Below are 12037 nucleotides of genomic sequence, written 5' to 3' on the forward strand. Positions count from 1 at the left end.
GACTTTTTTTGACTAAAGGGTTGACATTTAGAAGTGGGGACGATATAGTAGTAATCGTTCGTTAAGAACTGTCGGCTGATTTTTCGAAACTTCCTTGAGAATCTTTGAAAAGTGCTTGACAATGTTTAACAAACGCGATATGATTATTTATGCGCTGAAGAGCAGTGTAGAGTAGTTCTTTGAAAACTGAACAAGATTTTGATTACAAAAGTGTAAGGAATTTTTAAACGGAAGTTTAAAAATTAAACAATTGCGAAGTCAATTCGCTTTAAGAAACAAATCAAGTAGAGCTAGTAAAGTTCTCATTTAAAATGAGAGTTTGATCCTGGCTCAGGACGAACGTTGGCGGCGTGCCTAATACATGCAAGTCGAACGCGGTCTCCTAATTGAAAAACCGTGCTTGCACGGGTTGGATTTTAGATCGGACCGAGTGGCGAACTGGTGAGTAACACGTGGGTAACCTGCCCAGAAGTAGGGGATAACACCTGGAAACAGATGCTAATACCGTATAACAACTAAAACCACATGGTTTTAGTTTGAAAGCTGGCCTTTGCGCTAGTGCTTTTGGATGGACCCGCGGCGTATTAGCTAGTTGGTGAGACAATAGCTCACCAAGGCGATGATACGTAGCAGACCTGAGAGGGTAATCTGCCACAATGGGACTGAGACACGGCCCATACTCCTACGGGAGGCAGCAGTAGGGAATCTTCCACAATGGACGAAAGTCTGATGGAGCAACGCCGCGTGAGTGAAGAAGGGTTTCGGCTCGTAAAACTCTGTTGTTAGAGAAGAACGACTGTGAGAGTAACTGCTCACGGCGTGACGGTATCTAACCAGAAAGTCACGGCTAACTACGTGCCAGCAGCCGCGGTAATACGTAGGTGGCAAACGTTGTCCGGATTTATTGGGCGTAAAGCGAGCGCAGGCGGTTTTTTAAGTCTGATGTGAAAGCCTTCGGCTTAACCGAAGAAGTGCATCGGAAACTGGGAAACTTGAGTGCAGAAGAGGACAGTGGAACTTCATGTGTAGCGGTGAAATGCGTAGATATATGAAGGAACACCAGTGGCGAAGGCGGCTGTCTAGTCTGCATCTGACGCTGAGGCTCGAAAGCATGGGTAGCAAACAGGATTAGATACCCTGGTAGTCCATGCCGTAAACGATGAATGCTAGGTGTTGGGAGGTTTCCGCCTCTCAGTGCCGGAGCTAACGCATTAAGCATTCCGCCTGGGGAGTACGACCGCAAGGTTGAAACTCAAAGGAATTGACGGGGACCCGCACAAGCGGTGGAGCATGTGGTTTAATTCGATGCTACGCGAAGAACCTTACCAGGTCTTGACATCTTCTGTTAGCCTAAGAGATTAGGTGTCCCCTTCGGGGGCAGAATGACAGGTGGTGCATGGTTGTCGTCAGCTCGTGTCGTGAGATGTTGGGTTAAGTCCCGCAACGAGCGCAACCCTTGTCTTTAGTTGCCAGCATTCAGTTGGGCACTCTAGAGAGACTGCCGGTGATAAACCGGAGGAAGGTGGGGATGACGTCAAATCATCATGCCCCTTATGACCTGGGCTACACACGTGCTACAATGGACGGTACAACGAGTTGCGAAACCGCGAGGTCAAGCTAATCTCTTAAAGCCGTTCTCAGTTCGGATTGCAGGCTGCAACTCGCCTGCATGAAGTTGGAATCGCTAGTAATCGTGGATCAGCATGCCACGGTGAATACGTTCCCGGGTCTTGTACACACCGCCCGTCACACCATGAGAGTTTGTAACACCCAAAGTCGGTTGGATAACCGTTAGGAGTCCACCGCCTAAGGTGGGACAGATGATTAGGGTGAAGTCGTAACAAGGTAGCCGTAGGAGAACCTGCGGCTGGATCACCTCCTTTCTAAGGAATAATACGGAACCTTACACCGATCAAAGTCTTGTTTAGTTTTGAGAGGATTACTCTCACATAATATCCGCGCTTTTTGGGCCTATAGCTCAGCTGGTTTAGAGCGCACGCCTGATAAGCGTGAGGTCGGTGGTTCGAGTCCACTTAGGCCCATCGCCGACGGGTTCGGCATTACAATTTAACCTTTTGGGGAATTAGCTCAGCTGGGAGAGCACCTGCTTTGCAAGCAGGAGGTCAGCGGTTCGATCCCGCTATTCTCCATTGGTACTAACTTTAGTACCGCTTGGTTCTTTGAAAACTAGATAATATTATTTTCTGTAAGAATTATATTGTTAATATAATTTCAACCGAGAACAACCATTGTGTAATTTGAGTTTTTTAATAGTTTGATCGCTAAACTCAATGATTTATAATCCGCAGGATTATAGGTTAAGTTAAGAAGGGCGCATGGTGAATGCCTTGGTACTAGGAGCCGATGAAGGACGGAACTAACACCGATATGCTTCGGGGAGCTGTAAGTAAGCTTTGATCCGGAGATTTCCGAATGAGGAAACTCGATTAGTGTCATGACTAATCACTGCGTAGTGAATTCATAGCTGCGGAGAGGTAGACGTGGGGAACTGAAACATCTAAGTACCCACAGGAAGATAAAGAAATTTCGATTCCCATAGTAGCGGCGAGCGAACTGGGAATAGCCCAAACCGAACCTTCGTGGTTCGGGGTTGTAGGACTGAACATTTGAGTTACAAAAGAATTTGATAGCTGAAGCAGTTGGGAAGCTGCACCAAAGAGAGTGATAGTCTCGTAAGCGAAATTGAATTCCCTCAGTTCAGGATCCTGAGTACGGCGCCACACGTGAAACGGCGTCGGAATCCGGGAGGACCATCTCCCAAGGCTAAATACTCCCTAGTGACCGATAGTGAACCAGTACCGTGAGGGAAAGGTGAAAAGCACCCCGGAAGGGGAGTGAAATAGTTCCTGCAACCATGTGCCTACAAGCAGTTAGAGCCCGTTAAGGGGTGATAGCGTGCCTCTTGTAGAATGAACCGGCGAGTTACAGTTGCATGCAAGGTTAAGCCGAAGAAGCGGAGCCGTAGCGAAAGCGAGTCTTAAGAGGGCGAATTAGTATGTTGCCGTAGACCCGAAACCAGGTGATCTATCCATGTCCAGGATGAAAGTGCGGTAATACGCACCGGAGGTCCGAACCCGTGTACGTTGAAAAGTGCTGGGATGAGGTGTGGATAGCGGTGAAATTCCAAACGAACTTGGAGATAGCTGGTTCTCTCCGAAATAGCTTTAGGGCTAGCCTCGGAATTAGAATCATGGAGGTAGAGCCACTGTTTGAGCGAGGGGTCCGTCTTGGATTACTGAGTTCAGATAAACTCCGAATACCATTGATTTATGTCCGGGAGTCAGACGATGAGTGATAAGATCCATCGTCGAAAGGGGAACAGCCCAGACCGCCAGTTAAGGTCCCTAAATATATGCTAAGTGGAAAAGGAAGTGGAGTTGCTTAGACAACTAGGATGTTGGCTCAGAAGCAGCCACCATTTAAAGAGTGCGTAATAGCTCACTAGTCGAGTGATTCTGCGCCGAAAATTTACCGGGGCTAAGCATATTACCGAGACTGCGGACGCAACTACGTTGCGTGATAGGAGAGCGTTCTAAGGGCAATGAAGGCAGACCGGAAGGACTGTTGGAGCGCTTAGAAGTGAGAATGCCGGTATGAGTAGCGAAAGATCAGTGAGAATCTGATCCACCGAATGACTAAGGTTTCCTGGGGAAGGCTCGTCCTCCCAGGGTTAGTCGGGACCTAAGCCGAGGCTGAGAAGCGTAGGCGATGGATAACAGGTTGAGATTCCTGTACTAGTTAATTATGTTTGAACGATGGAGGGACGCAGAAGGCTAGGTTTAGCATACGATTGGAAAAGTATGTTCAAATCGTAAGTCAGGTGAGGAGTGAAATGCTTCTCATCGGGTTGACAAGCGATGATGAGGATCGAAATTAAAGTAGAGAAGGAACCAATGTCACGCTGCCGAGAAAAGCTTCTAGTTAGTAGTTAACTACCCGTACCGCAAACCGACACAGGTAGTCGAGGAGAGTATCCTCAGGTGAGCGAGAGAACTCTCGTTAAGGAACTCGGCAAAATGACCCCGTAACTTCGGAAGAAGGGGTGCTGACCGTCAGGTCAGCCGCAGTGAAGAGACTCAAACGACTGTTTATCAAAAACACAGGTTTATGCAAAATCGTAAGATGAAGTATATGGGCTGACGCCTGCCCGGTGCTGGAAGGTTAAGTGGAAAGGTTAGCTTCGGCGACGCCTCGAAATGAAGCCCCAGTAAACGGCGGCCGTAACTATAACGGTCCTAAGGTAGCGAAATTCCTTGTCGGGTAAGTTCCGACCCGCACGAAAGGCGTAACGATTTGAGTACTGTCTCAACGAGAGACTCGGTGAAATTAAGATACCTGTGAAGAAGCAGGTTACCCGCGACAGGACGGAAAGACCCCATGGAGCTTTACTGTAGCTTGATATTGGGTGTTTACATAGCTTGTACAGGATAGGTAGGAGCCATTGAAACCGGGACGCTAGTCTCGGTGGAGGCACCCGTGGGATACTACCCTTGCTATGTGAACACTCTAACCCTGAGCACTTAGCGTGCTCGGAGACAGTGTCTGGTTGGCAGTTTGACTGGGGCGGTCGCCTCCTAAATAGTAACGGAGGCGCTCAAAGGTTTGCTTAGAATGGTTGGAAATCATTCTGTAAGTGTAAAGGCAGAAGCAAGCTTGACTGCGAGACTGACTAGTCGAGCAGGGACGAAAGTCGGACTTAGTGATCCGGTGGTACCGTATGGAAGGGCCATCGCTCAACGGATAAAAGCTACCCTGGGGATAACAGGCTTATCTCCCCCAAGAGTTCACATCGACGGGGAGGTTTGGCACCTCGATGTCGGCTCATCGCATCCTGGGGCTGTAGTTGGTCCCAAGGGTTGGGCTGTTCGCCCATTAAAGCGGTACGCGAGCTGGGTTCAGAACGTCGTGAGACAGTTCGGTCCCTATCCGTCGCGGGCGCAGGAAATTTGAGAGGAGCTGTCCCTAGTACGAGAGGACCGGGATGGACATACCGCTGGTGTATCAGTTGCGCCGCCAGGCGCATTGCTGAGTAGCTATGTATGGATGAGATAAACGCTGAAAGCATCTAAGTGTGAAACTCGCCTCAAGATGAGATTTCCCATTCCTATATGGAAGTAAGACTCCTGAAAGATGATCAGGTCGATAGGTTAGAAGTGGAAGCGTAGTGATACGTGAAGCGGACTAATACTAATCAGTCGAGGACTTAACCAAGGAAGAGCAATGGTGACTCAGCAGAAAATAATATTAGCTAGTTTTGAGGGAACGAAGTTCACTCAGTAGTGTGGTGGCGATAGCCTAAAGGATACACCTGTTCCCATGCCGAACACAGTAGTTAAGCTTTAGCACGCCAAAAGTAGTTGGGGGATCGCCCCCTGCGAGGATAGGACGTTGCCACGCGAACTTAAAGGCGCTTTCGAAGCAATTCGAAGGCGTCTTTTTTTGTGTTTTTGTGAAAGCTAACTAATTATTGTATAATCAAGGCAATTGTTCAGAATAAAGGAGCCAGGATAATGAAACAGAAACATTTTTTTCGGATTACATTAGGATGGCAGATTATGCTGGGATTATTGCTGGGGATTATCCTAGGAGTAGTCTTTTATAAGAATCAAACGGCCATCACAGCCATGCAAAGCATTGGAACCATGTTCATTGGGTTGATTCAAATGATCGTATTGCCAATCGTCGTTTCGTGTTTAACGGTTGGAATTGCCAGTATGGGTGATATTCGGAAGGTTGGTCGGATCGGGGGCAAGACGTTAATTTACTTCGAGCTGATGACGACCGTGGCGATTATCATGGGATTGGTAGTTGCTAACGTCGCTCATCCCGGATCGTTCATTGACGTCCATGCAATGCATTCCTCGGTTGATATTAGTAAGTACGTCTCTACCGCCCAACACTCTAAAAATGAGGGCTTGTGGTCGATGCTAATTGGGCTGATTCCCACGAATATTTTTGCATCCCTTGCCAAGGGGGACATGATGCCGGTCATTGTCTTTTCGGTCTTCTTTGGATTAGGAACAGCAGCAATTGGAGAACGCGGCCAAATTATCATTGATTTTATGACGGCAGTGTCGCAGGTTATGTTTAAAATTACAAACTGGGTAATGCACCTGGCTCCAATTGGGGTCTGTGCGCTGATCGGAGTTACCCTCGCGGAATTAGGGATTGGGGCCTTATTACCGCTAGGTTACTTCGTACTGTTGGTTTACCTAACCATGATTTTCTTTGTCCTGGTCATCATGGGAATTGTGGCACGGCTCTGTCACTTTAAACTGTACGAGTTGTTAGTGGTCATTAAAAATGAAATCGTCCTGGCCTTTTCGACCGCTAGTTCAGAAGCAGTAATGCCGAAGATGATTGAAAAAATGGATCGCTTTGGGGTGAGTCCCTCGATTGTTTCATTTGTAATTCCGACTGGATATACATTTAACCTGGATGGCTCGGCCATTTATCAATCAATTGCTGCCCTGTTTCTCGCCCAGGCTTATAACATCCATCTCTCGCTCGGGCAGCAAATTACGTTGATGCTCGTGTTGATGATTACTTCGAAGGGAATGGCAGGAGTCCCAGGGGCTTCATTTGTGGTTCTCCTAGCTACGGTTTCAACGATCGGGGTTCCGATGTCTGGCTTAACCTTTATTGCAGGGATTGACCGGTTTATCGACATGGGTCGGACCGCCGTGAACGTGGTTGGAAATTCGTTAGCAACCGTCGTGATTGGGAGTTCGGAACATGAATTTGACGCCCACAAGGCGGCTACCTATTACCAACAGGTTAAGCAAAAAGCAACGTCCTAACCTAAAGAAAGATTGACATTTTTAGCTTTGATGATATGCTAGGATAAATTAAACCTTGTGGTAGTTGGCAATGTAACCAGCGCTTGTAAGTTAGTTCCGTGAAACTAACCAAGCGTCGGAGCCCAACGTCCACACTAATCTAATCAATTAATCGTTTCCGGTGAGAAACCAATTGAGGTTCAGGCTTATTATGAATTCAATTTAGCTACTCCCGGAGACCGCGGAGTAGCTTTTTTTATTGGAAAAGGGCAAAGGAGGACTTTTTGTGGCAGCACGGTATTTAGTCTTAGAGGACGGCACGATTTACACCGGGACGGCCTTTGGTAGTGAGCGCGAAAGCATTGGGGAACTGGTTTTTAGCACGGGAATGTCTGGATATCAACAGTCCATTACCGATCAATCTTATAACAATGAGATTTTGATGTTTACCAACCCGTTAATCGGCAATTACGGGGTTAATCGCGATAACTTAGAGTCACAGGTTCCAACCTGTCAGGGAGTGGTGGTTCGCGAAGTAGCACGGCGCACCACGAACTGGCGGATGACGATGTCGCTGGCTGATTATTTGGCCCAACACGACATTCCGGGAATTAGCGAGATTGACACCCGGGCGGTCACCCGGCACATTCGTCAATTTGGGGCAATGAAAGCCGCGCTCGTCAACGACGTGCAAGAGACAACCCTGGCGCGGGTGCGAGCTTGGTCGCGTGATCCCCAGGCGATTAATGAAAGTGCTACTCACAATGCCTACTCTGCTCCCGCAACAGGGCGGCGGATTGCCGTGATTGACTTTGGATTGAAGTATTCGATTCTGAGGGAACTGTCCAAGCGGAATTGTGACGTAGTGGTGTTACCACCAACGGCAACGGTTCAGGACGTTGAAGCAGTTTATCCCGATGGGGTCTTGTTAACCAACGGACCTGGTGACCCGACGGCGGTTCCAGAGCGGACTTTGAACATGATTAGAACCGTAGAGCAAAAGTATCCCTTGCTTGGAATCTGCATGGGACACCAACTCTTCGCACTGGCGAACGGAGCGACCACGACCAAAATGAAATTTGGGCACCGGGGCTTCAATCATCCAGTTCGAAACTTAGTGACCGGGCGGATTGATTTCACCTCGCAAAACCACGGCTACATGGTCGAACGGGACTCGTTAGCCGCGACCGATCTAGATGTCCTCCTAGAAGAGATTAACGATCACTGTGTGGAAGGCTTACAACACCAACAATTTCCGGCATTTTCGGCGCAGTTCCATCCGGATGCTGCCCCAGGTCCTCACGATGCCGACTACTTATTTGATGAATTCATGGATCTAATTGATCAAAATCCCGTGCAGAAATAGAGAAAGGTGACGAACATGCCCCAAAGAACGGACGTTAAAAAAATCATGGTAATTGGCTCTGGTCCAATCATTATTGGCCAAGCCGCTGAATTTGATTACTCTGGAACCCAGGCATGCCTGGCTCTAAAAGAATTGGGCTATGAAGTAGTTTTGGTAAACTCCAATCCGGCAACGATTATGACGGATCGGGAAGTGGCCGATGAAGTGTACATTGAACCATTAACTCTCGAGTTCGTGACGCGGGTGTTACGCAAGGAGCGTCCGGATGCCATTCTCCCGACCTTGGGGGGACAGCAGGGGTTGAACATGGCCAAGGAACTTTCCGACGCTGGAGTTTTAGATGAACTACAGATTCAACTGCTTGGAACGGATCTAGCGGCCATCAACGAAGCCGAAGACCGGGAACAATTCCGGGATTTAATGCGCGAACTTGGAGAACCAGTGCCAGAATCGACGATTGCGACCACCACGGAGCAGGCTCTCGCCTTTGCGGAACAACACGGTTATCCCGTGATTGTTCGCCCGGCCTTTACGATGGGCGGCACTGGTGGGGGAATTGCCCACGACGAAGCACAGTTGGCAGAAATTGCCGCGAACGGGCTGGAACTATCGCCGGTGACCCAGGTCTTAATTGAACAAAGTATCGCTGGCTACAAGGAAATTGAATTTGAAGTGATGCGCGACCACGCAGATAACGCGATGGTGGTCTGCAATATGGAAAACTTTGACCCGGTTGGCATTCACACGGGAGATTCAATCGTTTTTGCCCCCACGCAAACCCTTTCGGATGATGAAGTCCAAATGCTGCGGGACGCCGCGTTACGCATTATTCGCGCCCTGAAAATTGAAGGGGGCTGTAACGTTCAGCTGGCCTTGGATCCAAATAGCATGCACTACTACGTGATTGAGGTAAACCCCCGGGTGAGTCGGTCCAGTGCGCTAGCTTCCAAGGCGACCGGCTATCCGATTGCTCGGATTGCCGCCAAAATTGCGGTCGGGTTAAACCTGGATGAAATCATGAACCCCGTCACGGGGACGACTTACGCTGAATTTGAACCCGCCCTAGATTACGTGGTTTGCAAAATTCCCCGCTGGCCGTTTGATAAGTTTACCCAGGCAGATCGCCACCTTGGGACGCAAATGAAAGCAACCGGAGAAGTCATGGCGATTGAACGAACGGTTGAAGGATCCATCTTAAAGGCCGTGCGGTCGTTAGACATTGATCTAAAGGACCTTGATGATCCGGCTTTGCATGACCTTAGTCAGGCAGAGTTAGAAGCGGGATTAGTTGAGGCTCGTGACGATCGCCTCTTTTACCTGTACGAAGCATTGCGCCGCGGGGTTTCCATTGACCAGCTAGCAGCCCTGACGAAGATTCACATTTTCTTTTTGGATAAGCTGTTACACATCTTGGAGCTTAGCCAAGCCTTAGTTGCGGAACCGGGAGACCTGGCGACTCTAAAGGAGGCCAAGCGGTACGGCTTTTCCGATGCCACGATTTCCAAGCTGTGGAATCAGTCTGAAACGGCGATTCGGACGCATCGATTAGAAAATGGGATTGTTCCAGTTTATAAGATGGTCGATACCTGTGCCGGTGAGTTTGAATCGCAAACACCGTACTTTTACAGTACTTACGAATGGGAAAATGAGAGTCAGGTTAGTCAGAAGCCAGCGGTGCTAGTCTTAGGTTCGGGACCAATTCGGATTGGACAGGGAGTCGAGTTTGACTACGCTACGGTTCATTCGGTAGAAGCGATTAAGCAGGCGGGCTACGAAGCCATCATCATGAACAATAATCCAGAGACCGTTTCGACGGATGCTTCCATTTCTGACAAACTGTACTTTGAACCACTGACGGTGGAAGAAGTGCTCAACGTGATTGATTTGGAACAACCACTTGGAGTCGTAGTCCAGTTTGGAGGGCAAACGGCAATCAACCTAGCGGAACCACTGGCAGAGCACGGGGTTAAGATCCTGGGAACCAGCGTGGCCGATGTGAACCGCGCTGAAGATCGGGATGAATTTGACCAAGTCATCAAAAAGTTAGGCATTCCGCAACCAGTGGGGGGCACTGCCACAGATCCAGCTACGGCGCTCCAAATTGCTGACCAAATTGGGTACCCAGTCCTAGTCCGGCCTAGTTATGTTCTCGGTGGGCGGGCCATGGAGATCGTCCGGCGTCGTGAAGACCTGGAAAACTACATGGAAAATGCAGTCCGAGTATCGCACGATCATCCCGTGTTAATTGACCAGTATCTGACCGGAAAAGAATGTGAAGTGGATGCCATCAGTGATGGCAAGACGGTGCTGATTCCGGGCATCATGGAACACATTGAACGGGCCGGAGTTCACTCCGGAGATTCGATGGCCGTCTATCCATCCCAAACGTTGTCAGAACACGTTAAACAACAAATCGTGGCGTATACGGAAAAGCTGGCACTGGAGTTACACTGTGTGGGTCTCATGAACATTCAGTTCGTAGTGCATAACGACCAGGCTTACGTGATCGAAGTGAACCCGCGGGCAAGTCGGACGGTCCCGTTCCTTAGCAAGGTCACCGGGATTCCAATGGCTCAGGTAGCCACCAAAGCCATTCTTGGCGAGAGTTTAGCTAGCCAGGGGTATCACTCTGGATTGGCTCCCGAAGGCAAACTGGTGCACGTTAAGGCCCCGGTCTTCTCGTTCTCGAAATTGAACGACGTGGATACGCTACTGGGACCCGAAATGAAGTCGACGGGGGAAGTGATGGGCTCTGATCGAACCTTCCCGAAGGCGTTATACAAAGCGTTGGAAGCCGCCAAATTACACGTCCCTGATCACGGCCGGGTGTTATTAACCGTGAAGGATGAGGATAAGGAAGAAACGGCGCAGTTAGCGCGGCGGTTTGCTGCGTTGGGCTACCAAATTCTTGCCACACCGGGCACCGCAAAGTACTTTGCGGAACACGGAATCACGGTCCAAGAAGTAGGAAAGCTGGGCGCTGATCATGATTTACTGGATATGATGGTCGCTAAGCAAATCCAAATGGTTGTGAATACGGTCTCGAACACGCAGGGAAGTGAGCGGGACGGAGCCATGATCCGAAGCGCAGCCATTGCGGATGGGGTCCCATTGTTCACCTCACTGGATACGGTTTCGGCTATCCTACAAATGTTGGAGGATCAATCGTTTACAACTGAGAGTCTGTAGTGGATGTTTCATGTGAAACACAGTTAAAGCACGTAATTATAAACTAAATAAAAACAGCCACTAATTAGTTAGTGGCTGTTTTTATTTAGGAAGTTGTTAGTTATTGGCGAATCTGATCTAAATCACTCGCTCCAATGTATTTTTGGTAGTCCTCACCATTATAAGTGAAGCTGTAATCCTGATCGGTGGGCTGCTTGGTATAGATTTGGAAGTAACCCATCCGCGTGTAACCCGCAATAACTGATTGTTTCGTACCGTTGATGGTCATGGTGGTAGGCCAATAATCAGTTACATTACTGACGCCATCAGTAGTGGGTAGGTTAACTGGTTGGTTTCCCTGGTAGTAGGTGTTGGATTGACTACTATTTTGATTAGGTTGGCTTTGTGTTGCTTGTGTGGCCGGTTGAGCAGTAGCTTGCTGATTACTATTGGATTGATTGGTGTTCTTTGTCCCAGTAGCAGAGTTACTTTGCGTGTCAGCATTCGATTGCTCAGCTGGTTGCTCTTGCTTTTTAGAGGTTGTCTTCTTGGCCTTCTTTTTTGCTTTTTCGTGCTGACTACTTTTGGGTGCCTGGTGGTCTTTTGATTCAGTTGAATGTGAGCCACAAGCGGCGAGTGTAAATGCCAGCGTTAGGCAAGCTCCCAATGTAATTAAACTTTTTTTCATCTTAAGCTCCTCCTG

At 48.7% G+C, this 12037-nt stretch carries 4 protein-coding genes, 2 tRNA genes and 3 rRNA genes; 8 read left to right on the plus strand and 1 reads right to left on the minus strand.

From position 1 onward, the window contains the following. The first annotated feature begins 307 nt into the window (after nt 1-307). From M3M35_RS04950 to carB, 8 genes are all read left to right on the plus strand, one after another. Nucleotides 308-1883 (plus strand): 16S ribosomal RNA (locus M3M35_RS04950). A gap of 84 nt (nt 1884-1967) precedes the next feature. Next, a tRNA-Ile gene (locus tag M3M35_RS04955) sits at nt 1968-2042 on the plus strand. A gap of 35 nt (nt 2043-2077) precedes the next feature. Then, nucleotides 2078-2150, plus strand: a tRNA-Ala gene (locus tag M3M35_RS04960). Nucleotides 2151-2316: 166 nt separating this feature from the next. Further along, a 23S ribosomal RNA gene (locus M3M35_RS04965) occupies nt 2317-5232 on the plus strand. Nucleotides 5233-5301: 69 nt separating this feature from the next. Further along, nucleotides 5302-5418: ribosomal RNA gene (rrf, locus tag M3M35_RS04970) — 5S ribosomal RNA — on the plus strand. The 16S, 23S and 5S rRNA genes sit together here with 2 tRNA genes alongside, the layout of an rRNA operon. Before the next feature lie 113 nt (nt 5419-5531). After that, nucleotides 5532-6821, plus strand: coding sequence for a cation:dicarboxylate symporter family transporter (locus tag M3M35_RS04975; RefSeq protein WP_252749565.1), 1290 nt, complete (start codon nt 5532-5534; stop codon nt 6819-6821). A gap of 265 nt (nt 6822-7086) precedes the next feature. After that, on the plus strand, nt 7087-8166 hold the full coding sequence (locus tag M3M35_RS04980) for a carbamoyl phosphate synthase small subunit (RefSeq protein ID WP_252749566.1): 1080 nt from the start codon (nt 7087-7089) through the stop codon (nt 8164-8166). A 15-nt stretch (nt 8167-8181) separates the two neighbouring features. Beyond that, entirely contained in the window at nt 8182-11355 is a 3174-nt protein-coding gene (carB, locus tag M3M35_RS04985; RefSeq protein ID WP_252749567.1) for a carbamoyl-phosphate synthase large subunit, read from the plus strand. A gap of 100 nt (nt 11356-11455) precedes the next feature. On the opposite strand, the gene M3M35_RS04990 is transcribed toward carB, so the two are convergent. Next, nucleotides 11456-12022 carry a hypothetical protein gene (locus M3M35_RS04990; protein ID WP_252749568.1) on the minus strand — a complete coding sequence of 189 codons (567 nt, stop codon included), beginning with the start codon at nt 12020-12022 and terminating at the stop codon, nt 11456-11458. Nucleotides 12023-12037: the final 15 nt, after the last annotated feature.

This window comes from Fructilactobacillus myrtifloralis (genome assembly GCF_024029335.1).
GTDB classification, from domain to species: Bacteria; Bacillota; Bacilli; order Lactobacillales; family Lactobacillaceae; genus Fructilactobacillus; species Fructilactobacillus myrtifloralis.

What these genes read in the sequence shown, in the direction of transcription:
- M3M35_RS04975 (WP_252749565.1), top strand. Translation starts at nt 5,532, where the DNA reads ATGAAACAGAAACATTTTTTTCGGATTACATTAGGATGGCAGATTATG.
- carB (WP_252749567.1), top strand. Translation starts at nt 8,182, where the DNA reads ATGCCCCAAAGAACGGACGTTAAAAAAATCATGGTAATTGGCTCTGGT.
- M3M35_RS04990 (WP_252749568.1), bottom strand. Translation starts at nt 12,022, where the DNA reads ATGAAAAAAAGTTTAATTACATTGGGAGCTTGCCTAACGCTGGCATTT.